The sequence below is a fragment of the Pseudomonas sp. EA_35y_Pfl2_R5 genome, from assembly GCF_963970805.1.
Taxonomy (GTDB): Bacteria; Pseudomonadota; Gammaproteobacteria; order Pseudomonadales; family Pseudomonadaceae; genus Aquipseudomonas.
Map to the genome: position 1 here is coordinate 1 of NZ_CAXAOW010000023.1, position 25,406 is coordinate 25,406.

The following is a 25,406-nucleotide window of genomic DNA, read 5'->3' on the forward strand; positions in this document are numbered from 1 at the left end:
GTCAAGCGATTTCGAAAATTTCTTTTCAATCTCAACCACTTGCGCTTTCGATCAACACCTAGCTTCTCGTCAGCGGGAGGCGAATTCTACAGCGTTTCAAATCGCTGTCAACCGCCTCTTTTACCGCTTTCGACCATCTCGACCGAAGCACCAACAGAACTAAACCACCACCCTGTCAGCCCGGCACATTCTACGCAGCTTTCGCTGCTTTGCAACCCCTCCTTTAAATATAACCTCTTGTTTTATAAGAGGTTTAAAGAGCTGCACACGCCTGAAGAGCTGCGCATTATAGGGACAATGAAACACAGGTCAATCGATTGTTGTGCTTTTGTTTCAATAGCCACCTATACCCAGGTCGCCAGCCCCGAAACCGCACCGCCTGCAGAAACGACAAAGCCGTTGAAGCTGACGCCTCAACGGCTTTGTCGAACCAACCACACCTAACGCATCACGACCCGAGCTTGAGCGTGATACGCGCAAACGCTTTCTTGCCAGCTTGGCAGACGTGCACAGCACCTACCTTATATATAGGAGCGACCCTGTTAGGCCACAAGAACGACAGTATCACTAGCCACTAGCAAAACTGGGTAAGCTGATTGATGAAACCAACAAGTTATCGGCTACCTACTCACGCGGGGCGGCGCTGACAATACTGAGGAGGAAGGCAGGATGAAAAAAGTCCCTGACACAAAAAAGCCTGGCCATCACTGACCAGGCTCTAATGCTTGAATTATATGGTCGGGACGGAGTGATTCGAACACTCGACCCCTAGCACCCCATGCAGGCGGACTAGCGGCAAACGACTGACTACTTAAACATCATCTAGGGCGCTCGCTGCAACCGATGCCCAACACAATCTAACGATTTTCAACGTTTCCCCGCAAAAGTCCCTGAAGCATTTTGGACCTCTACGCCCTCCTCACCCGCCCCGCACGCCCACTCATATCGTGACCGCCCTTTGCAACTCTATATAAGAAGGGCAAGGGCTGGGATTATGCCTAGCGCCCAGAAGCCCACACCAAACCATGAGCTATACCACCCAAGCGGATCAGCTGCCGGCTTCACCACCACGCGACCCTAGACGGCCACCTTCCGGCTCAGCGCCAGCTGGTTGACATGATTTTGGAGCGCGGTGAGATCATCCATGATGCTACTCAGCGGATAGAAATGTCCGTTCAACATGCCTGAGCGCTCCATTGCGGAATAGTCGTTCTCCAGCCGGGCTAAGTTTTCGCCATCGAGAATCAGGTTCAGCTCACCAGCAACGCACCTCCATAGTGTGATGTGCCGCTGTTGTAGAAGACGGACTTGAGCGCTATCACGTCATCGAGTAATTCGAGATCGTTCTTCGCGACCACACCCACGTCATGCTGTAACAACATGAATAGGTCATACCAGTGGCGTGAGATACGATCCTTGCCTTCTGAAATTGGCTTGTTGCACTGCGCATGAATCAGCGTGACCTTCTCCCAGAAGGTCCTGGCCGGCGAGAGAACCACTACCTGCTCGGCCTTTGGAAATTCAATGCTTTCGAATAGGTCGGCAATATCTGGCTGGATGGAGTGAACCTCGTTCGGATCGATGATATTTCGACCTCCGAACTCCACTAGGACGTGATCACGCAAATACCCCTTTGCATCGGTAGCCACGGCCGGGTAGTAAACATGTATCGACTCACCGTCATCGCTCACAGACAGTTGGCATTGCGATGCACATCCGTAGCTGTGAAGCTGGCTACTCAGATAGGGCAATACAGTCTCACGAGTGTACCTGCCCACCTCTGCAATGAGGGCATCGCTTACCTTTCGGCGCTTAGCACCGGACAGTTCTAGCAGCTCAGGAACGCTGTGCTCGCAGCCCAGCCCCCTGAAATCCACAGTAATGTCCACGTCCTCGGAGAAGCGCTTGATTACGCCATGTACTTTTGAAAGGCTCGTGCCTCCCTTAAAAGCCATGGCCTTTCGACCGGGCATAGCAAACAAAAGCTGAAGAACCAGCGTCAACCAAATATCCTTCTCGATGACGCTGGGCGAGCGACCAGTCTCGCTGAAAGCCTCATCTAGGATTTCGCGTTGACCAACCTGGGGGAGTTCGAAGTACGACTTTGGCACGCATATTCCTTAGCGGTCCCGGCCAATGCCGACCGCATCCACTCAGGCATCTTGCACGCCATGAGCTTATTAAGTTCCTCGAAGCTGAGGGAGCAGGCAATCTTTCGAGCCGCATGCTCTGTCAGCCCCTCTTTACCAAGGTAAAGCATGGCAATGAGTGCCATGCCAACCTTCGTGCCAGCCTGCTGGAGACGTTGTCGGGACGCATGTCGTAACCGCACCACCGCGTTGCCAATCTTAATTTCACGCGTCGATCCGCTGGTGTAGTAAGTCGGTAGAACCTGCATCTGCGTGCTGAGCCCCAGCCGGCGAACAGCTTCCGCGCCATGGACTTGGATAGTCTCGCCTCTTGCCCTGGCGACCGCTTCCATAACCGCAATCGGGTTAGCTCGAACCTTTCTACCTGTGTACTCGCTCAGCTTGGGGCGCATGTAGACGCCGCGAGCAACGCGTTCCAAGGAGCCGCTATGCACCATCCGAGACAGCGCCTTATCTACCGATGCGCGAGAGCCAGCCTTCGCGAAAACCGCGCCAGCAAAGGGCTTACCTTTAGGCATGTGTTTGATACGGTTCGATATAGACTCTGCGACAGACATGGCTGGCTCCAAGCACGTCAGAAAAATAGTGGACAGTTTCTGACACATAAACCGACTATAAGCCTTATTAATCATGACTTCCAGCCATGCGACTGATGCTGAAAAATTTTGGCCAGTTTTCAGACGAGCGCCATGCTTGATGAGCATAACGCCAAGATTCACGCTGCGGCGTGAAAACCATCAGCCTCGGCTTTAAGCACTGATTCGCCGGCACAAGCGCATTTAACGAGTTCGAAAACTGTAAAAGGCGGAGCGGACAACCTTTGCCCGCCGGGTAGGTGATTGAGCGACCCGATGCCGAGCGCGAGTGATCCCTTAATCCACGATCTCTTCCACAGCGGTCTCGACAGCCTTGTCCTCTATAAGCGCTTTCGGCTTTGCCTGATTCCGTCGAGCTTGTCCGCGCTGCCGCGTAGCCTGATGTTTCGCATGCAGAGCCTGAGCCGCCGTCACAATGCCAACTGCCTGGCCGCTTAAGTCCAAGCGTGGCGCATTCTCCGTCATGCTTGCCCAGTATCGACTTCCTCGGCACCAGGTAGCGATGCCCAGTTTGAGTTGTTCGCTGGTTATTCCGAGCAGCTCCAGGTGCTGCTCAGCATCTTTGAGAATGCCTTCCTTAAGCGGAACTTTGGGGGCGGGACTGACAGGAAAGGCCAATGGAAAGTGCTTCTGCAATAGCCAGATCGCTTCTACTGCAGGATCTTGCTCGCGGAGCTTCGCCTGCGGAGAAGGCTTCCGCTTAGGCAGCTTCGTATTCTCAGGTTTTACCTGCACTTTTTCGGCCCGCAGACGGTCGCGTAACTCAGCTAGTTGTTCAAAACCCATTGTTCAGTTCGCAGCTTCATGGTTGAAATGTGGTGCAAGGTTATCCCATGCAGCCTTTTGACACAGCTTAATCAAGGGTCGGCATGATCAAGGATAAAGACTTCTTTTGGTCGGGAGGTATTCCTTGGACAGGCTACAACCGGCCAGAAGCGGCCTCTCGCCAACGCAGCTTTCGGCTGAACGTATAAGCCTAAAGCGGAAAAAATTGACGGCGCTCACCGCTAGTAATCTGATTCGCCTGGGTGGAGTCGACTTCTGTGAATTGCCTTCAGTACCGCATCGATGTGCCAGGTTTCCGGCCCGATAGTAATAGCGTCTTTCGGGTGTACCTGTAGCTCGATGTCTGTCGCGATGCCTTCGATGGTGAGTAATCGCTGTACATCCTCAAGGTACCTGCGTTTTCCTGTAAGCCACTGTCTGCCAGCCCCCGACAGAAGGGCAAGACTGTCCTGGTAGGAGCACGCTAGTTTATGTCGCAGGTTGATCACCGCCGCTTTGTTCTCACTAGAAAATGACGGCCCCAATACATAACTGTTGCCCACTGCAGCATGAAGGTCATCCTTGTCTTGCAGATACTCCTCAACGCTGAAGCAGCTAGCCACCGTCTCAAGCGCACCGCTTCTGACCTCGACCAGATGGGCATTGACGCCGACGTAGCAATATTCTGTCTTTCCATGCACTACACAGTCCTCGGTATTGCAGCGAATTACCCAGTAATCGCCATTCGCGGAAAGCTCGCAAGACTGAATGACAAATTGCTCCGGACGGCCGTCCCTGATCGAGCCTTTATGGAAGTCGAGGGCGATAGCGCTGGCCTGTTGTGCGGATAACATCTGTCGGTGCTCGAATAATAATTTAGTTGTATTAGGATGCGATGCTCTGAGCGGGAGGCGTTGATAAGCTTCTGACGGCTAAAAGCTGTTATCGAATGACTACATAATCAGGGGTGATTCACTCTTAACCCAGTTGCATCTCGATAGGTACGGTTCGAGCGCTGACCTCATCCCCCGTATGGAGTGTGGTCACGGTTTCAATCAAGACGATTCCGCATTCTTCAGAAGCCACGGGGTTGTGTCGGATGCCCTTGGGAATCACGCAAAATTCGCCAGACCGAAGGATGATGTCCTTGTCCTCTAGCTGAATTTTGAGCACACCATACACCACCATAAACATCTCATCCTCATCGGCATGAGAATGCCACATCAGCTCGCCTTTGAGCTTCGCCACCTTGATGTACTGGTCGTTGACCTGGCCAACTACCTGGGGTGACCAATACTGAGTGACCTTGGCTAAGGCTGCCTCAATGTTCGTGCTGTTCCCGCTAATGATCATGAGGAAGGCTCCATAAAAAGTAGGCTCACTTTATGTTGACCGCGTGATGCAGCATATCGAATGTTTATACTGGAGCTATTAGCAACTGTAATGGCCATTTGCATGTCTCCATCTCGGACCATCGATCTTGTTCTTCTTCGCGCTTTCGTCGCCGTCGCCCAGACGGGCAGCATCAGCGGCGCCGCACGCCAACTGCATCTGACACAAGGAGGCATAAGCCAGCAGGTGAAGCGGCTAGAAAGTTTTTTCGGTTGTCAGCTTCTGGAACGAGACCCGCGTGGAGCGCGGCTAACAAACCGTGGGGTAGATTTCTTGCCCAGAGCGCGGCAGCTTCTTGATCTAAACGATAGCGTTTGCGGGGCGATGTCTGGCCCGATGATCAATGAAACTGTAAGGGTAGGTATACCTTATGACATGGCAGGCTCACATTTTGCTCCTGTTCTAAAAACCTTTTCCCAGCAAACTGAAAACGTTGAGGTAATAGTTGTGTCCGGTTCATCGGTTGACCTGATGAATGACTTTTCCAAAGGACTAATTGATTTGACTATCCGTCAGTGCCCTGAGTGCGAGGGAATGGGTGAGCGCCTTTCGCTGGAGCGATTGGTTTGGATAGCTAATTCAGATGACTTGTTTGCCCGTAGGCCATTGCCATTATGTTTCGTAACCCCAACGTGCACCTTTCGCCACACGGTATTTTCTCTGCTTGGGGAGGCAGACATCAGTTGGCGTGTGATATTCGAAAATGCCTCGGTCGACACAACCCTTGCGACTGTGCAGAGCGGTCTCGCATTGACGCCTTGGCTTCACTCGCTCGTGCCGGATGGTTTTCGAATACTAGAAGAGAATATCGGATTGCCTTCGTTACCGGACTTTGCAATCGAACTTCACATCTCAAAAACCGCTGGTGAGGGGGCATTAGGTATGGCAGAGGTTATTCGCCGACATTATCTTTAGAGCGAGCGATTACTCAGCGCCGCAGTAATTGCATTTGAATCGATCCCACCTGAACAGAGCGTTTCAGAAAAACAGGCTGTGTAGTCACCGTTAAAGTCAGACCTTGATAGCCATCATCGCTTCTCATCGACCCTAGAGAAATCGGTATTTTTTAGAAGGCGCTCTTGTTACGGATTGCTATCGGGCAAAAGCGGTCACAGGGTGCCTACAAAAGCCCGGGCATTCAGGTCTTTGCGCTGCGCTATTCAACAAACTCTCTCGTCAATCACGTACGCTCAGTTGAGGCCATTCGCATTCCGTAAGCTGCCAATAGCGTCTTTGCGGAATGCTTGTCCAGATAGCGCAAATTCCGGCTGAACTTCTCCCGTTTGGTGGAAATATCCTTAGTGCTCAACGCCCGGCAATCCCCGCCCACGAATTCAAGCGCAATAAACGGAGTGCCAAAGCTCCACTGCCCCCCGATAGTGAAACGCGCCGGCACGTGCGCCACAAGCAGCGCCTGGCCTCGGCGTGACCTTTCATGGGTAGTGACTTGGAAAAACGTCCCACCGCCAGCCTAGAAAAACACAGAGCCGATGACGGACAGGAGAAGAAACCACATGGAGCTACGCCATCTTCGCTATTTTCTCGCTGTGGCAGAGGAATCGAACTTCACCCGCGCCGCCGCCCGCCTACATATCGAGCAATCCCCGCTGTCCCGGGCCATCAAGGAGCTGGAATCCGAGCTCTGCATCCAGCTGTTCGAACGCAACTCCCGTGGCGCGCAGCTCACCTGGGCAGGTAGCGTGTTCCTCGATAGCGCCAAGCGCATCTTAGCCGCCCTGGAGCAGGCCCGTATGGACATGCGCGGCGTCGTCCTGGGTTTTCGCGGCACCTTGCGCATCGCCGTGTCCGACGGCATCGCCCCGAAACGCCTAGCCGACCTGCTAGCCCGCTGTCGGCAGGAGGAGCCGGAACTGAGTATCCGCCTGTTCGAGGTCAGCTACGCCCAGCAGGTGAAGGGGCTGCTCGAACGCCATTACGACCTCGGCTTCGCCCGCATCGACGCCGCCAGCAGCGGCCTGCAGGCCCAGCCTGTCTGGAGCGACCCGCTGGTCGCCGCCATGCCGGCCCGACACCCGCTGCTATCGCACCGGGGCATCCCGCTGCAGGAGCTGGTCCGCTACCCGCTCATCCTCAGCCACAGTGAAGTCCACGAAGGGCAGTTCCAGCAGATCAGCCGGCTGCTGCGCTCCTACCTCAACGAAGAGGAGGTCGCCAGAATCAACATCGCCGAACAGTACATCTCCCGCGATACCATGCAGGCCTTGGTCACCGCCGGCTATGGTGTGGCGCTGGTGAGCGCCACCGAGCACAGCGACCTGGCCGGCGGCGAGATCGTCACCCGCCCCCTTTCGCTGCCCTACGCCGAACTGACCACCTACCTGCTGCGCCCGACGGGCGAGCCCAGTGCCCACCTGTCGCGCTTCCTCGGGTGGATCGAACAGACCTGCCAGCGCACTGAGAACGCAAGCCCCCAAGGCTTGTTCGACAGCCTGCGCCCCATAGACTTACCCCAGACCAACGTCAGTCTGTCCGTATTATGAGCACCGTCTTTTTCTGCCCGGCCGTGCCGGACGTCTCCCACACAGCCCTTCTCGATCGGCTCGACGCCCTAGATTGGTCCCAGCTGGAACAACAACTGGAGCACCACGGCCATGCCTGCATCGAACGGTTGCTGGACGCCGACACCTGCGCCGTCCTGGCCGGCCTCTACTCGAACGATGGAGCGTTCCGCTCGCGCGTCGTCATGGCCCGGCACAACTTCGGCCAGGGCGAGTACAAGTACTTCGCATACCCCCTGCCCACCCTGCTCGCAACGCTGCGCCATCGACTGTTCCCGCCGCTGGCGCGGATCGCCAATCGCTGGCAAGCGCGCCTCGGCCTGGAGACCCGCTACCCCGAGGCCCTGGACGCCTTCCTCATGCGCTGCCACCGCGCTGGGCAGACCCGCCCCACGCCGCTGCTGTTGCGCTATGGACCGGGCGACTACAACTGCATGCACCAAGACCTCTACGGCGAGCACAACTTTCCGCTGCAGGCCGCCGTCCTGCTCTCCGAACCCGGGCGCGACTTCACCGGTGGGGAGTTCGCGCTCACCGAGCATCTGGCCGGCGCCCAGCGTGCCGAAGTGGTGCCCCTGCGCCAGGGCGACGCGGTGATCTTTCCGGTGAACCTACGCCCCGTGCCCGGCAAACGCAGCGGCTTTCGCCGCGCAGCCATGCGCCACGGCGTCAGCTTGGTGCACAGCGGCCAGCGTCGCACCCTCGGCCTGATTTTCCATGACGCCACCTGAAGGAGCGCGCATGACCCCAGACCTCTTCGCCACCCACGGCAGTGACCAGCGCGAATCCATGGCCGAGCAGGCCGTGATCCTGCGCGGCTTCGCCCTGGACCAGGCCGACGACCTGCTGCGCCAGATTTTCGCCCTGCAGGCCCAGGCGCCCTTCCGCCACATGCTCACCCCCGGAGGCTTCCGCATGTCCGTCGCACTGACCAACTGCGGCGCCTTGGGCTGGACCACAGACCGCCGAGGCTACCGCTACAGCACCACCGACCCGAACAGCGGCGCGCCCTGGCCCGCCATGCCGGAATGTTTTCGCCAGTTGGCCTGCCAGGCCGCCGACGCCGCCGGTTTCGCGGGCTTCGAAGCCGACGCCTGCCTGCTCAACCGCTACCAACCCGGCACTCGCCTGAGTCTGCACCAGGACCGCAACGAACGCGGCTTCGACGCCCCCGTGGTCTCCGTCTCCCTGGGTATGAGCGCCACCTTCCTCTTCGGCGGGCTGCGCCGCAGCGACCCGGTCCGGCGCTTCCTCCTGCACCACGGCGATGTCGCCGTCTGGGGCGGCCAAGACCGGCTGCGCTACCACGGCGTTGCGCCGCTCAAGGGCCCTCCACACCCGACCCTAGGCGAGCAACGTCTGAACTTCACCTTCCGCCGTGCCGACTGACACCGCCCCATCACCCACGAGAGCCATTGCGTGTCCGATCTCACCGACCTTCCCACCGCGCACACCGGCGAATCTCTAACGGCCTGCGACCCGACGGAACAGGCCAAGCTCCAGGTACTGGTGCCCGACGGCACGTCCTTCCAGCGAAAGGTTTGGGAGGACGTGCCGGGCTTCGCCGACGCCAGTCGCTTCCTCGCTGCCCAGGACCCCGACTGGGCGCGACACATTGAGGTTGTCGGCCCCTGCCGGCACCAGCCCCATCCCCAGCGCGAACCCTACGAAGCCTTGATCCGCGCCGTGGCCTACCAGCAGCTTCACGCCCGGGCGGGCGATGCTATCCTCGCCCGGCTGATGGCGCTCTATCCCGGCGGACGCTTCCCCACCCCAGCCGAACTGCTGATCACCGAACCGGAGCGGCTGCGCGGCTGCGGCTTCTCCGCGCGCAAGCTGCAGACCCTTTTTGGCATCGCCCAGGCCACCCTGGACGGTCAGGTACCCGGCCGCGAAGTAGCAATGGCCTTGAACGACGACGCCCTGATGGCGCGCCTCATACCCCTGCGCGGCGTCGGGCGCTGGACGGTGGAAATGTTCCTGATCTATTCCCTGGAGCGCCGCGACATCCTCCCCGGCGACGACTTCGGCGTGCGCGAGGGCTACCGCCGTCTCAAGGGTCTGGAAGAGACCCCAAGCGCAGCCCTGATGCGTCAGTTCGGGCAGGCCTGGAGCCCCTGGCGCACTGTTGCCGCCTGGTACCTCTGGAGGATGCCGCCAAGCCCATGAGTTCGACCGCAAGAACCGGAGTTTACGGCCGCACCGACTCTGTTAGCCTTCGACCGTCAATAGACCCTTTGGGATGAATGCCATGAGCAAAACCCTTCCCACCGCCCTGCGCTACCTCACGGAAGACCAGCGCTGGGCCGCCGTCCTCGAGCGCGACCTCGCTGCCGACGGCCAGTTTGTGTACGCCGTACGGACCACAGGCGTCTACTGCCGCCCCAGCTCCTCCGCGCGCCTGCCCAATCGTCGCAACGTCGAATTTTTCGATACCCCCGAGGCCGCCGAAGCCGCCGGCTACCGCGCCAGCCGCCGCCAGGTGAGCGACCGCACCGCTGCCGCGGCCCACCGCGCCGTCGTGATCGCCGAGGCCTGCCGCGCCATCGAGACCGCCGACACGCCGTCCAACCTGAATCAGCTGGCAGAGTGCGCGGGCATGAGTCCCTCGCACTTCCACCGGCTGTTCAAAAACGAGACCGGGCTCACTCCCAAGGCCTACGCTTCGGCCTACCGCGCCCGGCGCCTGCGCCGGGAACTGAGCGAGCACGGCACCACGGTGACCGACGCCATCTACGGCGCAGGCTTCAACTCCAACAGTCGCTTCTACGAGACTGCCGACCAGTTGCTGGGCATGCGCGCCAGCGAATACCGCGACGGCGGCACTGGTGCCTCGATCCACTTCGCCGTCGGCCATTGCTCTCTTGGTTCCATCCTCGTCGCCCAGAGCCAGCGGGGGGTCTGCGCCATCTTTCTGGGGGACGACCCTGATACCCTGGTGCGCAACCTGCAGGACCAATTTCCCAAGGCCCAGATGGTGGGCGGCGACGCAGACTTCGAGCGCCTGGTGGCCCAGGTGGTGGGCTTCGTCGAGGCTCCGTCGCTTGGCCTCGACCTGCCCCTGGATGTGCGCGGCACCGCCTTTCAGCAACGGGTCTGGCAGGCCCTGCGGGAAATCCCGCCGGGGGTCACAGCCAGCTACACCGAGATCGCCGAACGCATCGGCGCGTCCAAGGCCGTGCGGGCCGTGGCCCAGGCCTGCGGCGCCAACCACATCGCCGTAGCCATTCCTTGCCACCGGGTGGTGCGCCGCAACGGTGACCTTTCCGGCTACCGCTGGGGCGTCGAGCGCAAGCGCGAACTGCTGCAGAGGGAAAGTCAGGCCATCCACCCGACGAGTGCGGCCCATGCCTGAAACAGCCTACGCTCTGAACCTGCCGGAAGACTGGACCGCCATCGAACGGGCCCTCGACGAGCACGGCCACGCGCCGTTGCCCGGTTTGCTAGACACGGAGGCCGCGCGCCGGTTGGGCGAGTGCTTGGACAAGCCCCCCCGGGAGCGCTTGGAAACCATCTCCCTGGGGCGTGGTAAGGGCGTACGCGCCGACCTGTCCCACGGCCAATGGGATGCCCTTCACGCCCCACTCGCCTCCATCGCCAACCGCTGGTGCCAGGCCTTCGGCCAGCCCAACCTGCACGCCCCGAACGGCCAGGTGCACTGCGCCCACCTGACCCACCTCGGCGCCGACGACTTCATGCCCCTGCTCCCGGGCGTGGACGACCCGGAGCTGCTACCGGTACGGCTGCTGGTGCTGCTCTCCGACCCGCAGGACTTCAGCGGCGGTGAGCTGGTGCTCACCGAGCAACGGCCTCGCATGCAGTCGCGGCTCTGGGTGGTGCCGCTGTCACGCGGTGACGGCGTGCTGCTGTGCAGTCAGCGCCGGCCGCTGCGCAACAGCCAAGGGCAGCTCTACGGTGCCCAGTTGCGCCACGGCATCGGCCGGGTGCGCAGCGGCGTGCGGGTCGGCCTGGAAGTGAGCTTCCAGGGCAGGCATGACAACTGAAACGGGCGAACCCAAGGCCTGGCGCCTGATCGGCGCCGACGGCCGCCCCTGCCTCAGCCCTGTGCCCGGCACCCTCGGCGGGCACCGCCGCAACCGCCTCTACGGCCGCCTGGATTGCCGCAGTGCCCTGCAAGCCCTGGCCCGCGGCGGCTACGTGGCACAACGGGTGTTCTTCCTCGACGAAGCCACGGCCTTGAGCGCCGGCTACCGGCCCTGTGCCGTGTGCATGCCCGAGAGGTACCGGACATGGCAGGCCGGTGAGTTGGGGTATCACCCGTAGGGTGGACTTCAGCCCACCAGCGGTCATACGTTCGTAGCCCGGGCAACCGTTCGCGAGCAGAGCTCGCTCTTACACGGGTCGGCTCGGGGCTCTAGGGCGTCGGAGTGGGTGCCAGGGTCTGAGGTGTGGCGGCATCGGCGGTGCGGCTGCGATCGGCGATGCGCTTACCCAGGGCGATCATCGGTCGCTCCACGATACGGTGAATCAGTTCGGTGGCGCCGAACACCAGCACCAGCATCAGCGCCGTGTACTGCGGCCAGAGCGCGTCGGTGATGGCTATGCCTTCGCTGCGGGTGTAGCGGTGCATCAGCTCCAGGGTCAGGAAGAACATCGGGATGTGCACCAGGTACAGGGTGTAGGAGCGCTTGCCCAGGTAATCCAGCAGTGCCTGCAGCGGCTGCGGGAATACCAGCAGGCCGCCCTCGCACACCGCCATGAACACCAGCGCTAGGGACAGTGCGCAGACCACCGGCACCGCCAGTACGTTGCCGAAGCCGATGGCCGTGACGCTGGCCAGCACCAACGCTAGCACCGTGGCCAGCAGCGCACCGGCGTAGCGATGACGGCCGGCCCGCACACGCAGGGCGGCGAACCAGGGTTGGGTGGTGGCCAGGTACAGCAGGCAGCCGTAGATCAGCCCGTCGCAACGGGTTTGGGTGAAGAAGAACACCTTCATCGGGTCGGACAGGCTGAAGGGCCGCAGCACCAGGCTCACCAGCAGCAGTGCCCCCACTAGCGCCAGCACCCGCGCGTGGGTGCTCTTCAGCAGGATCAGAAAAAGCGGGTAGAACAGGTAGAACTGCTCCTCTACCGACAGGCTCCAGTACGGCGCCAGCGGCACCCCGCCGGCGATCTTGTTGTCCGGCAGCCAGAAGTTGAACGTGTAGGTGAAGATGCTCAGCGCCGCCTGGGCGTTGTACACCGGCGGGGCGAAGTACTGGCCCTGATTGAAGAACAGGCTGCAGGCCATCACCAGTGCCACCACTACCCAGGCCACCGGTAGGATGCGGAACACCCGGCGCACGTAGAACGCCTTGATGCAGGCCGCCCGGTGCAGGCCACTGCGCAGCCCGTCCAGTTGTTCCAGCAGGGTGCGCGAGATGATGTAGCCGGAGATGACGAAGAACAGATCGACCCCGCCCCAGGCGTTGCCAAACAGGTCCGCCACCGACTCGGGCTTGGGGTATTGCATGGTGAAGGTCCAGGGGTAGAACACCTGGTACAGGTGGACGTAGAAGGTCAGCAGCACGGCGATGGCGCGCAGGCGGTCGAGTTCGAGGTTCCTCGACGGGCTGCCCTGGGCGGCGAGGCCGGCGGCGGGCACTTCGGTCTTCATGTTCATGGGTCTACCCCCGGAGGCGGCTAGCGGTCAGAGTTTGGTGCCACCGTCGACGCTGAGGATGTCGCCGGTGATCCAGCGCGAGGCGTCGGAGGCCAGAAACAACGCAACATCAGCAATGTCCTCGGGCTGTGCGACGCGCTTCAGGGCCTGAATGCCAAGCACGAAGTCGCGCCCCTCGTCGCTGCGCACGAAGCTGGACATTTCGGTGTCCACAACCCCCGGGGCCAGCCCGTTGACGCGTATGCCTTGCTCACCGAGGGCCTGGGCGAAGTGCAGCACCAGTGTGTCTAGTGCACCCTTCGTGGCGGCGTAGGCCGGGATCTCGCCCACCGCCGAGCGCGCCCCGAGGGACGACACCATCACCACGCTGCTGCCCTCCCCCATCAGCGGCAGCAGTTGCTGGACTAGGAAGAACGGCCCCCGCACGTTGACCGCGAACAGCCGATCGAAGTCCTCCACGCGAGTGTCCTCCAGGCGGGCCGTCTGGGCGATGCCAGCGCAGGCCACCAGCACGTCGAGCCGGCGGACCCGCTCGCCGACCTCGGCGGCGAGGATGCGTGGCCCGTCGACGCTGGCCAGGTCCGCCACCAGCACGTCGGCGCGGCCGCCTCGTTCGTGGATCTCGGCCGCTACGGCACGGGCCTCCTCCACGCCCCGGTGGCAGTGCACCAGCACATGGGCGCCGGCGGCCCCCAAGGCCAGGGCGGTGGCCTTGCCGATGCCACGGGAGGCCCCGGTGACTAGGGCGCTCTTGGAAAGCAGGGAATGCTGCATGATAGATCTCCTTGGTTCAGCTCAGGGGCGCAGGCGTGTGCACCCCGGGTGGTATGAAGTTCAGGCGGGCTCGGCAAGGCGGTGTCCGATGCGCTGCTCGGCCACCAGTACCTGCGCGGCCAACTGAGCCACGGTGAGCACCGAGGCGTGGATGTTCACCGTCGGTATCTCGGGGATGACCGAGGCGTCCACAACCCGAAGTCCGGACACGCCCCAGACCCGGAAGCGCCCGTCCACCACACTGCTGCGCGGGTCGCGCCCGGCGCTGCAGGTGCCGGTGTAGTGCAGGCCGGGCCCGGCGTAGCGAGCGATGAAGGCGAGCTTTTGCGAAGGGGTGTCCAGCGGGTCGCTGGGGTAGAACCCACCGAAGTAGTCGGTGACCCCCGCGCCGATGGCAAGACCATGGTCCAGGGCAGCCACCATGATGTTGCGGTCGATGGACTCGCCCAAGTAGTTGGGGTCGATCAGCAGGGATTCGCGCGGGTCTCTGCTGACCAGACGTACTTGCCCCCGACTGCGCGGCTTGGCGAGGAAGGGAATGACGGTGTAGGAACTGCCGCTGGGCAGGGGCACCGGGCCGAAGGGGTACTGCATGCCGGCCACCTGGATGTCCGGCGCCTGCTGGCCACTGCCGTGGTGATAGTAGGCCATGGTCGCCACACCGTTGGAGACCTGCGGCGGGATGGCCAGACGCGAGCGGTACTGCAGGCTGAGCAGCAGGTGGTCCTGCAGGTTCTGCCCCACGGCCGGCAGGTGCAGCCGCACCGGGATGCCCTGCTCGCGCAGGGCCCGCTGCGGACCGATGCCGGAGAGCATGAGCAGCTTGGGTGACTCGCAGGCACCGGCGCAGAGGATCGTCTCGCGGCGCGCGCGGACCGACATCAGGCGGTTGTCCACCAGCACCCGCACGCCTTCGCAGCGCGAGCCCCGGAGGATCAGGTTGGTGATCAGCGCCTCGCTCAACACGCTGAGGTTGGGCCGGGCCAGCGCCGGGACCAGGAACGCTTGGGCCGGGCCGATCCGGTAGCCCTCAGCGTTGGCGTTAACCTCGGTGATGCCGGCGCCTTCCAGCGGCAGCCCGTCGTTGAGGGTCTGTACGCCGAGCCCGGTGGCACTGCTGGCCGCGAGGTACGCGGCGGTCAGCGGATGCTCCCCGGCGAAGCGTCCGAGGCGGATGCGGGGCGCGCCGTGGCCGGCGGGGCTGCCCACGGGCTGCGCCATGTCCAGGTAGGCACGCTGCAGCGCCGCCACCGTCCAGGGCGCGCCGACCAGGTGCTGCCAGCGCTGCAGATCGCGGGGATCACCCCGCAACCAGATCATCGCGTTGATGCTGCCGGAGCCCCCGACGATACGCCCGGCAGCTAGGTTCTGGGCACGTTGGTCCAACTGCGGCTGCGGGGTGCTGGTGCGGGCCCAATCGGTGTCACTGCCGAGGTTCTGCAGCCACAGCGCAACCTCGCGGACCTTGGGTTGGTCGATGCGGTGGCTGCCGGCCTCCAACAGCAGCACCGAGGCGCCGGTGGCGGAGAGCCGGTCGGCCAGCAGGCAACCGGCGGACCCGGCGCCGACGATGATGTAGTCGTAGTCCCGGCGGTGGCTGGGGCGGCGTTCGTCAGCGGCGGCCAGGGCGGCGGCGGGCAGCAGCCCCATGCCGGCGGCGCCGGCTCCCAGGGCCATCAGGCGGGTGAGGAAGTCCCGTCGCCCGGAGGCGCCGAAATCGGCCGTCGCTTCTTCGCCTGCAACGCCGGGCATGTCGTTGTGCGTCTTCATGTCGATGCGGATTCCATTGCGATGGAGGACGGGCGCCGCGGTCGCGGCGCCCAGATCGGCCGAGTGGCCTCAGGTGCGGGTGATGGTCACGCCGCCTTCCACGAACAGCGTGGTGCCGGTGACGAAGCTGGAGGCATCGGAGGCGAGGTACAGCGCCGATTGGGCGATCTCCTCCGGGCGGGCCATGCGCTTGAGGGCATGGATGCTTTCGACAAAGGCCTTCTGCTCCGCCGTGGAGGCGGCGGCGCGGCCCATTTCGGTATCGGTGCCACCGGGCATCAGCACGTTGACCCGCAGTCCCTGGGCGCCGTATTCGGCGGCCAGAGTACGGGTCAGGCCCACCAGGCCGGCCTTGCTGGCGGCGTAGGCGGCCATGCCGGGGAAGCCGATGCTGTGGCCGACGAAGGAGGAGGTAAAAATCAGCGAGCTGCCAGGACGTTTTAGCAGCTCGGGGATCTGGTGGCGTGCGCCGAGGAAGGCGCCGGTGAGGTTGGTGTCGAGGGTGTCGTGCCAGCCCTCCAGGCTGATGTCGGTCACGCTGCCCAGGGCGCCCATGCTGCCGGCGTTGTTGAAGGCGATGTCCAGGCCGCCGAACTGGCCCACAGCCAGGGCCACAGCCTCGCGGGCGCAGGCCTCTTCCTTGACGTCGCCCACCAGCATCAGGGCCTTGCCGCCCAGGGCATCGATCTCGCCCAGCAGGCGGTCTAAGCAGTCGGCGCGGCGGCCCACGACCACCACCTTGGCGCCTTGGGCCGCGAAGAGCTTGGCGGTCTCGTAGCCGATGCCGGAGCTGGCACCGGTGACGATCGCGGTCTTGTTCACCAGAGTTTTCATGCGTTCACCTTTTCTTCCATGTCGTGTTGAGGGATCAGTCCCGTTTACCGGACTCGAAGAGCCGGATCAGTCCGTCCAGGTTCTTGCCGAAGGGCGGCTCGCCCTCCTCCACCTTCTCGGCGTACTGCCAGAAGTCGGTGCTGAACATCATTCCGTAGTCGCGCGCTTCGCTGACGGCCTTGAGCTGGACGATGGGGTTGTTGCGGGCACCGCGCACGCCGGGGAGGATCGGCTTGGCGATGGCTTCGAAGTAGTCCTTGAGGGTCACCTCGGGGGTGTCGGGGGTCCACACCAGCCACATCATTACGGTCTTGTCGGTGATGTTGACGAAGCCGTGGATGTGGTTGCGCCGGCCGAACACCATGGCGCCCTTCTTCATCGGGATCATGCGGATGGTGTCGCGTCCGGACGCGTCCGGCGGGTTGTCCAGATCGATGTAGGTGCGGGTGCCCATGAACATCACCACACCGCCGTCGGGGGCATAGAACCACTCGTCCGTACGGGTGTGCACATGCAGCGGCGGGCCTGAGCCCGGGGGGATTTCCACCTTGGCCATGAGATAGCGGCCACGGGTGGTCTCGCCAGTCTTCACGAATCGGATGGAGGCCCCTTCGGGCTCGCCGTTGACCACCTGCGGGTTGGGGTCGTCCTCGATCAGGGCGAAGGCCGCTGCGTTCTCCTGGGCGTCGTCCGCGTACTCGGACTCCAGCCCATTCACCTCAAGGACCTGGTCCCGTATCCGTTCACTTGCCAATACACTCATGTCGCCTCCTTGATGCCATCAGTTTGTCGATCAGCCCACTGCACTGAATACGCAGCCCAGCACCGGGCCGGGGGCCTGGATGCCAGCCACCCCCTGCCCGACGAGGCAGTCCAGCAACGCGCCGGCATCCTCCGGCAGGGCGTCGCCGCGCCAGCCGATGTGCTGGTCGGGCCGGACCAGCAGCAGCTGCACTGCGTAGAATGTGAAGGCGGTGGCCGGCAGGTCGACCACCTCCAGGGGAATACCACGGGCACGGGCCGCGTCCTCCAGGCGCGTGGCCTCGGGGGCCTGCGGGCCATTGCGCAAGAGGGTGAAGCCGACGCCCAGCCGGTCGAACACCGAGTGTCGGCCGGTGCTGCCATCGCCGATCCACAGGTGCGGCAGGCGCCCGCCCGGCAAGGTACTGGGGCGGTAGAGCAGCGGGTCGTCCTCGGGGGGCGTGCCGTCGTCCGGCCAGAGGATCGGCGAGCCGTCGTAGCGGGCGCCCAACTCGACGCCTAGAGAGGCAAACTGCCCGCGAAATTGCTGCAGCGCTTCGCCCAGACACTCACGCGCCTGTTGGCCTGCGGACCCTGGGTCCTCGACCTCGTCGGGCACGCTCAGCTGCCCGACGCGCAGGGTTAGGAGTCGGGCGGCGTGGGTATTGCGTAAAGCGACCGAGCGCCGCTCCAACTCATAGGTTGCCAAGAGCCCATCGCCGGCCCATCCCTGCACGGCAGCGGCGAGTTTCCAGGCCAGGTTGGCGGCGCCGTCAATGCCGGTGTTCATGCCGAAGCCGCCGGTAGGCGAAAACAGGTGGGTGGCGTCGCCCGCGAGTAATACCCGGCGGTCGGCGAAGCGCTCGGCCACTAGGGCCAGGCCACCGTGCCAGACGGCGTGGGCCAACACGCTGACCTCGACGGGCTCGCCGATACCGCGCTGGATGGCGCGGATCACTGCCTCGTCCTGGGGCATCTCTTCACTGCTGCGGGCCTGAGTCATGAACAGGAACTCGTCGGCGCCGTCCAGACTGATCAGCAGCATGCGCCCTTCTGGGGCGACGACGTTGTACATCCAGGCCTTGCGGTCCGGTAGCAGGCGCCGGTGAAGGTCGGGGATGCGCACGTGGCTGGAGAACATGCGCCCGCTGAGAAAGCCGCCGGTACTGCCGTCCGGGCCAATATAGCCGATGCCAAGGCGGCGGCGGACGAAGCTGTGGCCGCCGTCGCAGCCCACTAGGTAGTCGGCTCGCCAGTGCTCGCCGGCGCCCTCCCCGGCGCTGTCGATGACGTGGAGGCTGACGCCCTTAGCATCCTGCTGGAAGTCTTCGACGCGCCAGCCGAAGCGCAGCTGGATGCCGGGGCGGGTGCGCAGGTGCTCCAGCAGGAACCGCTCGACGTACATCTGGTTGGCCCGCAACAGGGGCTCGGGCACTTGATCGGTGTCCGGTGCCTGATGCGTCGCCCGCAGACGCTGGCGCTCGGAGGGCATATCCAGGCGCGCTAGCTCCCAGCCGTTGAGGCGAGTGAAGTAGGCGACGTCCCGGGGGTGGTCGTCGGGCAAACCGAGGCGGCGGATGCCTTCGGACAACCCGAGCCGCCGGTAATGCTCCATGGTGCGGGCGTTGTGGGTGTTACCCTTTGGGTGCCAGCGGGTGGTGCGCTCGCTGTTGAACAGCACCACAGGCACGCCGTGATGGTCCAGGAACAGGGCGAGCATCATCCCCACCGGGCCGCCACCGACGATGGCCACCGGGGCCTTGAGGTCGTGGGTGTCATGCATGGTGATCGCTCCCGTAGGGCTCAGGACTCGGCCGGTGCGTGGGCACCCGGCAGGAGCTGGAGGATGTCGTAGCGCGGCGCGCCGTCGCCTTGGCCGCTGACCGAGGACATCACCCGCGAGGCATAACCGTGCTCGCGCAGCAGGACGTCCAGGGCCTGGGCGTCGCCCTGGCTGCTAAAACCCATCAGCAGCATGCCGCCGAGTGCGAGATGACGCGGGGCTTCGTCGAGGAACCTCCGGTGGGCGGCATACCCAGGATCGCAGAAGGCCATCATGATGTCGGCGTCGAACACGTGGTCGGCTTCGACGAAGACGAAGTTGGAGTTCCAAAAGATGACGTCGAAGTGCTCGCCCTCCTCCAGCACGTCGAACAGGTCGCCTTGGCGGACGAACATCCGCTCGGCGACGCCGTGTCTATGGGCGTTGGCGCGGGTGTTGGCCACAGCATCAGCGCTAATGTCGCTGGCCACCACCAAGGCGCAGCCTTCGAGGGCGGCAGTGACGGCAGTAACGCCTGCGCCACAGCCGATCTCCAAGAAGCGTCCGCCCCGGGGATATGGTAGGTGGTGGGTGAAAATGCCGGTCGACTGGAAGTGGGTGGGCGGGAAGACGCCGCCATGCACAACGAAGCGGCGCCCCATGCATTCGTATTCGTCCTGCTGGTCGGCCTGGGCGGTGGCGAGCCTCTGGCGCACCGACGCGAGGACATCGGGTTGGGAGGTGAGCTGGGTCATAGTACGGTCCTTGTTCTGTTGGCGTGGGCTCAGCGCGCGGTTCCGCTGGAGGCCAGCGAGTGTTCGGCTTCAGGGGTGCGGCGCAGCAGGTGCAGCAGGGCCTGTTCGTGCTGGCCGGCCAGGAGGGTCTCGGCAAGGCCGCGCAGGCGGCGCTTGAGGATCTTGCCGGTGGCACCGGCGGGGAGAAAGGCGAGGTCGCTGACCACCGCCACCGCCACCTCGCCCTCCGACAAGTGCACACCCCTGCGCGTGGCGGCCTGGTACAGAGCGGTTAGCACGCGGGGGGCGATTGCTGCTGCCTGGTCTAGGGCCTGGCGTTCGGGCAGCACCAAGGCGAGGACGCGGGTGCCCTCGGCGTGGCTGGGGTCGACTCCGACCACGGTGGCGTCGCAAACGCCTTCCACCTGCTGCGCCGCTTCTTCCAGCAGCAGGGTGTAGAGGGCGCCGTCGCGGGCGTCGATGACGTCCACGGCGCGGTCGATCTGGAAGAATTCGCCATCACGGCAGTAGGCGACGTCTCCGGTGAGGAAGTAGCCGGCGCGCCAGGCTTCGGCGGTCTTCTGCGACTGCTTCCAATAGCCTGATGTGACGGTGGGCGAGCGCACGGCCAGCAGACCGACTTCGCCGGGCTTCACCTCTTCGCCGTTGCAGGGATCGAGGACCTTGGCTAAGGCGATGTCTACCGGGCGGCCGATAGAGCGCTGGTCCGCCAGAGCCTCGCGGGTGGATTCGCTGCGGAACAGGGCCATGCCCAACTCGGAGCTGCCGAAGGCGTCGATGAAGCGCGACTGTGGAGCGCCGTCGAGGATAGCGCGCACGTGGCTCTGGTGGGATGCGTCGCCCATGGCGAACCAGCGGCGCACGCCGGGGAATTCGCCGGGGCGGATCCCGCCGTCAACCAGCAACACGTAGCTGCGTGGGAAGGCGACCACCGTGGTGGGCTGAAAGTGGCGGATGGCTTCGCGCAAGGCATGACCGTCCTGGGTGCCCAGCACGTAGGTAGGGATGCCGTGGAGGACCGCCGTCTCTAGGTGGCTGATGGCCGCCGAGTGGGACTGCGGCAGAGCGGTAAGCAGGCGCTCGTCGGGCCCTTCGGCGAAGCGACCGATGCGGGCGCGCTTGCCCATGAAAAATTGCCGATGTTCGAAGCGCACTGCCTTGGGCAGCCCGGTGGTGCCGGAGGTGTGGCTGAGCATGACCAGGGTTGAGTCCTCAGGTTCCAGCGGCCACCAGGTGGGCAGCTCTGGGGCTGGGTCGAGGCGCGACAGACTGACGTCGAGCACGGACTGGGGGCCCTGGTTGCACCATTCACGGGCGAAGGCGCTAGTGGCGAGGGTGGAGCTGTCGGTAACCAGGCGCTCGAAGCCGTTCTCGGCCATGTAGGCGAGGCCGAACTCGGCGGGCATTGCCGGGTTCATCAGCGAGATGGCAGCGCCGAGGCTGGTCAGGGCAAGGTAGTGGAGCATGGGCATGAGCCCGTCCTCGACGCTCACTGCCACCACATCGCCGGGCTTCACTCCCTGTTGCAGGTACCAATCGGCAAGCGCCATGCGGTGGCGCTGCAGATCGTTGAGCCCAAGGGCGGTGACCGGGGCGCCCTGCAGGAGCTGCAGCGGCCGATCAAGAAACAGGAACGGCTGGTCGGCGGTGGTGCTCAGGGCCAGGCAGCGGTCGAGGAAGTTGGCGCTGCCGAGGCTGGCGTCAGCGCGCAGGGCCTGGAGGGCCTCGGGACTGGTGAGGGTGCCCTGGGCCTCACCGGTGCCGCTGCCCTGGCCGACCAGCTCAGCGAGCATGTCCATGCGCAGGTGGATCATTTCCTCGCCGATGGCGATTACCCGGCTGCGCAGGTAAGGCCGCTCGCCGAGCATGCGGTCAATGATGTCGCGCATGACGATGGCGTGCTCTTCGTCCTCTTCGATGTGCAGGACGAAGAAGTGCTCGGCCTCGGCGGGGGCGTTGTGACTACGTAGGGCATCCAGCACCGGGCCGTAGATCAGCGGGACGATGGCTTCGGCACCAAGGCAGAGGGCGGCTAGGCCGTCCAGCGGGTCGCTGCTGCGACAGTGGCGGAACATGGCGTCGATGAGCTGGCGGGTGCCCTCCAACGGGGGGCGGCTGCGCGGGACGGCGGCCATCAGGTCCATGCCACGTCGGTACAGCTCGGCGTGCGAGATGTCGACGCTGTCGCCGCCGGAGAGTTCTTCGGTGAGGTTGTGGGACAGGGCCTTGAACTCGCCCTGGTCAGCCAGGCTGCCCATGAGTGCGCACAGGTAACGGGTGAAGTACTGGGAGTAGTAATGGTGCTGGATGAGGAAGTGACGCAGTTGGTCGACGCTGACCGCGCCGTTGCGACAGGCCACAAGGAAGGGGTTAGCCCTGAGCTGGCCAAGCAGCCCCTCGGGGAAGAGATCCGTCCAGAGGGGGGACAGCACGTAGTCGTTGCGGCCATCAGCGCGCATTTCGAGGTGTTCCATTGACCTTCTCCTTGACGGCTGCCAGGCAGCCGTAGGTTGTGTACCGTTCACACGGCGCGGCTGAGGTATTCCGTTTCGCCCCGGATGCAGTCCGCAAGGCGGCGAAGCAGGTCGAGGGGCCGAGGGTGCTGGAAGACGTTGCGCCCGACGCAGAGCCCAGAGGCACCGCTGGCCAGAATGGCGCGGGTCATGGCCAGAAGGCGCTCGTCTTCGGTGCGCTCGCCGCCGGCGAAAAAAATGTGAATGTCGCGACGGTGGGTCTCCACCAGTTCGGCGCATTCGGCGCTGGTTTCTGGCAGGGCCAGCTTGACCGCATCGGAGCCGAGCTCGGCGACCACCCGCACCAAGTGGCTGAGGCGCCGCTGGCGCTCCAGAGCGGTGAGCCCGCGCGCCTTGTCGTAGAGCATGGTGAGGATGGGAAGGCCGGCGGCGTGAGCGGCGTCGATCATGGCTCCGAGCTGGGCGAGGTTGTGCTGGAAGTTGTGCTCGGTAAAGTTGACCTGCAGGGACACCGCATCTGCCCCCAGTTCCAGCGCCGCCTCGACACTTGCGACGGGAATCTTAGTGTCGGGCTCGGGGGCGATGCTGGCCATGCCGTTGAGGTGGAGGATCACGCCGGTGGCCGGATGCAACATGTCACGCAGGATTAGTCGTTCGATCAGGCCCTTGTGGGCAATGATGGCGCTGATGTGCTCGCTGCCGATCCATTTCTCGAAGTCGGCGGTCTGGGTCATGCCGGCGATTGGCCCGAGGGTCAGGCCGTGGTCGATGGGGACGATCAATCCGCGGCGCGATGCTGGAAACAGCAAGCGCCGCTCCCTAAGAACTCTGCTGACGTAGCTCATGGCGGCCTCTATTTCTCGATGATCGTTTCGTTGATCTTGATGCCAACATGGCGACCGGGCTCTGTGACGTAGCCGAGGATCTTGTCGCCGGGCTTGAGCTCCGAAATGTTCAGGGGCTTGGCTGCGTCGGAGAAGATGCGGACGTGCCAGTCGTCCTGCATGAGGACGTTGACCCGTTCCTTGCCGGAGAACTCGACCTCGATCAGCCGCAGCGGACGCTGCTCGATCTTCATGCGGCCGACGGCGGCCCGACGCACGCGCCCCTTGGAGTTGACGAGCATGATCGGCGAGCCGGCCTTGAGCTCGCTCATGTAGTCGGTGCGGTTGTCGGTGTTGAACACATAGGAGTGCACGGCGCCGGCGTTGACGCGGAATGGCCTCAGCTCCATGTAGGGCAGGAAGTAGACCTCGGGGCAGCAGAGCACGCCGCCTTGGGAGGTGCTGCCAACCAGCATGCCTTCGTCGGGCTCGAACAGGGTGGCGGCGTCAATGCAAGCGCGGTAGCCCATGCCCGCGGGGCGGCTTTCGATAACGGTGCCGACCTGAATGTTGAGGCTGGCGTAGCTTTGCGCCTGAGACATGCGAGCGAGGAACTCGCTCATCACGCCATGGTCGCGGGGGGAGAAGATCACCCCTTCGGCGCCGTACTCCATCACGCCGTAGGAGACGATGGCATCGTCAACGTCGGTGGACGCCTTGATCTCCTTCATCAATACAGTGGAGGTGGACTGCAGCGAGGCAATGACCAGCTCCAAGGGGATGTTGGTGGGGTCGCGGAAGAGAATCCACAAGTAGTTGAAGCGTAGCCCCTGGTCGATGGCGCCCAATAGGCTGTCACGGTCATCAACATAGCTGGTGAAGCAGGTGAGCAGGCCGTCCAGGCCCAGTTCGGCCAGAGCCTCGGCGTCGCTCAGAGCGACGGAGCGGTTGCGGGCGGCGGCACCCTTGCGGAAGTCCTCCACCAGGGATGGGGAGCTCTCGCGGAAGGCCTTGATTTCGGCCGCGTTGCGCAGACGCAGCACCACGTGCATGCGCGAGGGCACGGCGGGGAGCAGTTCGGCGAGGTTGTCCATGTAGAGGACAATGCCAGTGTAGAGCGAGTTGATGACGCGGACGAAGATGCCGTCGTCGGGGCGCTTGCTGGCCAGTTGGGCACTGTCGAACCAGACCAACTGGCTGTCGTTTGCAGTGCGCTTGGACTCACTGGACTTGCGGATGTTGGCGAGCCTGACCGAGCTGCGCCTGGAAATGGTTTCTGCCGTTTCGAAGTCTTGCGGGACAGCTACTTCCTTAGTGATCTGGACATCCTTTCCCTTCACCCCTGAGCTTGTATTGATCATGTTTCTTCTCCTGGCTGCGTACCCTTTGTGAAGCGTGGTCATATAGAGGGCATCCGGACACCCGCTTGCGCACTGCTCAATGATTCGCAACCTTAACGAGCGATCCGTCTCCCGTTGAGCTGTCCAACCTCTTTCATCGTCCAGCCACTGGGCGTCCGATGGGGTCGAGTTGTGTTGGGCAGGCTCGGCGCGCACGGTCGGGTGGTGGTTTGCTACCAGACCGTTTCGACGCATGGCGCACTCTCCCCCAGCCCCAAGCACAAGAAAAGACCGTATGGTTTGCATGACATACGAAACAGGTACAGCCAGCTTTCTAGACACAAAAAGTCCGCAATCTGACCTGGGACGACCCGACGAAAACAGTCTATCGAAGTGACATAACGGCCTAAAAAACGGCATAACGGCAAATTTTGCCAGACAAAAAATGTCTGTTCTCAGACTTACAAAGTGAGTAATTGCGGCAAATCGACTCCGGTGAGCACCCAAACCGCCCCGGGATCTCCGGAGGCTCCAACTCTTGAGAGGATGGAGTCATGAAAAGCACATCTAAATATTCATCGGAAGTGAAAGAGCGGGCGCTTCGCCTGGTGCTGGAGCATCAGTACGAGTGGTAGTGGATGACTATCATGTCAATATCCCCGAAAGTCGGCTGTACAGGGGGACACCCCACGGCAATGGGTGCGTCAGGTGGAGCGTGACCAGTGGGTACGTTCGGGGCTGACAACTGAGGAGCGAGGGCGGGGGGTCACTGAGGAAGACAGAAAGGCCCTGTTAGGCCACAAGAACGGCAGCATCACCAGCCACTACTCGGGCGCAGAACTGGGCAAGCTGATTGATGAAGCAAACAAAATATCGGCTACTGACTCACGTGGGCCGGCGCTGACAATACTGAGGAGGAAGGCAGGATGAGAAAAGTCCCGCAAAAGTCCCTGACACAAAAGGCTATGTCCCAATTACGTGTTGCATGGTCCGACCAACCGCCTCCTGGATACAGTGAACGGGCTGAATACGCTGCTGATAGCGTTCAAGCATGCGGCGCCAGCCCAGGTAGTTCGGGAGGTAG

24 protein-coding genes and 3 pseudogenes are annotated in these 25,406 nt (G+C 63.0%); 11 read left to right on the plus strand and 16 right to left on the minus strand.

The genetic code is table 11. The annotated features are described in order from the left end of the window. On the plus strand, positions 1 to 444 hold a 444-nt coding region (locus AACX99_RS21290; RefSeq protein WP_339414419.1), incomplete at its 5' end, for a hypothetical protein. Between the two features lie 95 nt (positions 445 to 539). Then, positions 540 to 673 (plus strand): annotated as a pseudogene (locus AACX99_RS21295) (tyrosine-type recombinase/integrase); the annotation flags it as partial. Positions 674 to 1,250: 577 nt separating this feature from the next. On the opposite strand, the gene AACX99_RS21300 reads toward AACX99_RS21295, so the two are convergent. The 5 genes from AACX99_RS21300 to AACX99_RS21320 form a co-directional block, all read right to left on the minus strand. Further along, entirely contained in the window at positions 1,251 to 2,111 is an 861-nt protein-coding gene (locus AACX99_RS21300; RefSeq protein WP_339414420.1) for a nucleotidyl transferase AbiEii/AbiGii toxin family protein, read from the minus strand. Further along, positions 2,060 to 2,707: a DUF6088 family protein gene (locus AACX99_RS21305; protein ID WP_339414421.1), complete on the minus strand. Its 648-nt coding sequence runs from the start codon at positions 2,705 to 2,707 to the stop codon at positions 2,060 to 2,062. Before AACX99_RS21305 ends, AACX99_RS21300 begins: the two co-directional genes overlap by 52 nt. Positions 2,708 to 3,022: 315 nt before the next feature. Next, complete coding sequence (locus AACX99_RS21310) at positions 3,023 to 3,532, minus strand: ProQ/FinO family protein (RefSeq protein WP_339414422.1); 510 nt, start codon at positions 3,530 to 3,532, stop codon at positions 3,023 to 3,025. A gap of 221 nt (positions 3,533 to 3,753) precedes the next feature. Further along, on the minus strand, positions 3,754 to 4,365 hold the full coding sequence (locus AACX99_RS21315; RefSeq protein WP_339414423.1) for a hypothetical protein: 612 nt from the start codon (positions 4,363 to 4,365) through the stop codon (positions 3,754 to 3,756). Between the two features lie 124 nt (positions 4,366 to 4,489). Beyond that, the gene (locus AACX99_RS21320; RefSeq protein ID WP_339414424.1) at positions 4,490 to 4,864 is read right to left on the minus strand and encodes a cupin domain-containing protein; all 375 of its coding nucleotides are present in this window, start codon (positions 4,862 to 4,864) and stop codon (positions 4,490 to 4,492) included. Between the two features lie 60 nt (positions 4,865 to 4,924). Between AACX99_RS21320 and AACX99_RS21325 the strand changes: the two genes are divergently transcribed. The 8 genes from AACX99_RS21325 (at position 4,925) to AACX99_RS21360 (ending at position 11,706) form a co-directional block, all read left to right on the plus strand. After that, the gene (locus AACX99_RS21325; RefSeq protein ID WP_339414426.1) at positions 4,925 to 5,818 is read left to right on the plus strand and encodes a LysR family transcriptional regulator; all 894 of its coding nucleotides are present in this window, start codon (positions 4,925 to 4,927) and stop codon (positions 5,816 to 5,818) included. Positions 5,819 to 6,417: 599 nt separating this feature from the next. Next, entirely contained in the window at positions 6,418 to 7,404 is a 987-nt protein-coding gene (locus AACX99_RS21330) for a LysR family transcriptional regulator (RefSeq protein ID WP_339414427.1), read from the plus strand. Beyond that, entirely contained in the window at positions 7,401 to 8,153 is a 753-nt protein-coding gene (locus tag AACX99_RS21335) for a 2OG-Fe(II) oxygenase (protein WP_339414428.1), read from the plus strand. The genes AACX99_RS21330 and AACX99_RS21335 overlap by 4 nt, the downstream gene beginning before the upstream one ends. A 10-nt stretch (positions 8,154 to 8,163) precedes the next feature. Beyond that, positions 8,164 to 8,811 (plus strand): DNA oxidative demethylase AlkB, encoded by a 648-nt coding sequence (gene alkB, locus AACX99_RS21340; RefSeq protein ID WP_339414430.1) that lies wholly within the window; start codon positions 8,164 to 8,166, stop codon positions 8,809 to 8,811. Between the two features lie 162 nt (positions 8,812 to 8,973). Further along, complete coding sequence (locus AACX99_RS21345) at positions 8,974 to 9,591, plus strand: DNA-3-methyladenine glycosylase family protein (protein WP_339414444.1); 618 nt, start codon at positions 8,974 to 8,976, stop codon at positions 9,589 to 9,591. A gap of 82 nt (positions 9,592 to 9,673) precedes the next feature. Beyond that, positions 9,674 to 10,777 carry a bifunctional DNA-binding transcriptional regulator/O6-methylguanine-DNA methyltransferase Ada gene (gene ada, locus AACX99_RS21350; protein ID WP_339414431.1) on the plus strand — a complete coding sequence of 368 codons (1,104 nt, stop codon included), beginning with the start codon at positions 9,674 to 9,676 and terminating at the stop codon, positions 10,775 to 10,777. A 124-nt stretch (positions 10,778 to 10,901) separates the two neighbouring features. Next, positions 10,902 to 11,426: a 2OG-Fe(II) oxygenase gene (locus AACX99_RS21355; RefSeq protein WP_339414432.1), complete on the plus strand. Its 525-nt coding sequence runs from the start codon at positions 10,902 to 10,904 to the stop codon at positions 11,424 to 11,426. Then, a complete protein-coding gene (locus AACX99_RS21360) occupies positions 11,416 to 11,706 on the plus strand; it encodes an Ada metal-binding domain-containing protein (protein WP_339414433.1) in 291 nt (96 codons plus the stop codon). Before AACX99_RS21355 ends, AACX99_RS21360 begins: the two co-directional genes overlap by 11 nt. 91 nt (positions 11,707 to 11,797) lie before the next feature. Here AACX99_RS21360 and AACX99_RS21365 read toward each other — a convergent pair whose 3' ends face one another. From AACX99_RS21365 to AACX99_RS21410, 10 genes are all read right to left on the minus strand, one after another. Further along, positions 11,798 to 13,048, minus strand: coding sequence for an acyltransferase family protein (locus tag AACX99_RS21365; protein ID WP_339414434.1), 1,251 nt, complete (start codon positions 13,046 to 13,048; stop codon positions 11,798 to 11,800). Between the two features lie 27 nt (positions 13,049 to 13,075). After that, entirely contained in the window at positions 13,076 to 13,822 is a 747-nt protein-coding gene (locus tag AACX99_RS21370) for an SDR family NAD(P)-dependent oxidoreductase (RefSeq protein ID WP_339414435.1), read from the minus strand. 60 nt (positions 13,823 to 13,882) lie between these two features. Beyond that, positions 13,883 to 15,592 (minus strand): GMC family oxidoreductase, encoded by a 1,710-nt coding sequence (locus AACX99_RS21375; protein WP_339414436.1) that lies wholly within the window; start codon positions 15,590 to 15,592, stop codon positions 13,883 to 13,885. Between the two features lie 69 nt (positions 15,593 to 15,661). Further along, a complete protein-coding gene (locus tag AACX99_RS21380; protein WP_339414437.1) occupies positions 15,662 to 16,426 on the minus strand; it encodes an SDR family oxidoreductase in 765 nt (254 codons plus the stop codon). Positions 16,427 to 16,460: 34 nt separating this feature from the next. After that, on the minus strand, positions 16,461 to 17,189 hold the full coding sequence (locus AACX99_RS21385) for a cupin domain-containing protein (protein ID WP_339414438.1): 729 nt from the start codon (positions 17,187 to 17,189) through the stop codon (positions 16,461 to 16,463). A 30-nt stretch (positions 17,190 to 17,219) separates the two neighbouring features. After that, a complete protein-coding gene (locus AACX99_RS21390; protein ID WP_339414439.1) occupies positions 17,220 to 18,950 on the minus strand; it encodes an FAD-dependent monooxygenase in 1,731 nt (576 codons plus the stop codon). A 20-nt stretch (positions 18,951 to 18,970) separates the two neighbouring features. Next, entirely contained in the window at positions 18,971 to 19,684 is a 714-nt protein-coding gene (locus AACX99_RS21395) for a class I SAM-dependent methyltransferase (protein WP_339414440.1), read from the minus strand. A 29-nt stretch (positions 19,685 to 19,713) separates the two neighbouring features. After that, positions 19,714 to 22,044 carry an AMP-binding protein gene (locus tag AACX99_RS21400; RefSeq protein ID WP_339414441.1) on the minus strand — a complete coding sequence of 777 codons (2,331 nt, stop codon included), beginning with the start codon at positions 22,042 to 22,044 and terminating at the stop codon, positions 19,714 to 19,716. Positions 22,045 to 22,205: 161 nt separating this feature from the next. Then, positions 22,206 to 23,003 carry a class I fructose-bisphosphate aldolase gene (locus tag AACX99_RS21405; RefSeq protein ID WP_339414442.1) on the minus strand — a complete coding sequence of 266 codons (798 nt, stop codon included), beginning with the start codon at positions 23,001 to 23,003 and terminating at the stop codon, positions 22,206 to 22,208. An 8-nt stretch (positions 23,004 to 23,011) separates the two neighbouring features. After that, complete coding sequence (locus tag AACX99_RS21410; protein WP_339414443.1) at positions 23,012 to 24,343, minus strand: 3-dehydroquinate synthase II; 1,332 nt, start codon at positions 24,341 to 24,343, stop codon at positions 23,012 to 23,014. Between the two features lie 732 nt (positions 24,344 to 25,075). On the opposite strand from AACX99_RS21410, the pseudogene AACX99_RS21415 reads away from it, so the two are divergent. Next, a pseudogene (locus AACX99_RS21415) lies at positions 25,076 to 25,252 on the plus strand (tyrosine-type recombinase/integrase); the annotation flags it as partial. A 33-nt stretch (positions 25,253 to 25,285) separates the two neighbouring features. Here the strand turns inward: AACX99_RS21415 and AACX99_RS21420 are convergent. After that, positions 25,286 to 25,406: pseudogene (locus AACX99_RS21420) on the minus strand (IS1595 family transposase); the annotation flags it as partial.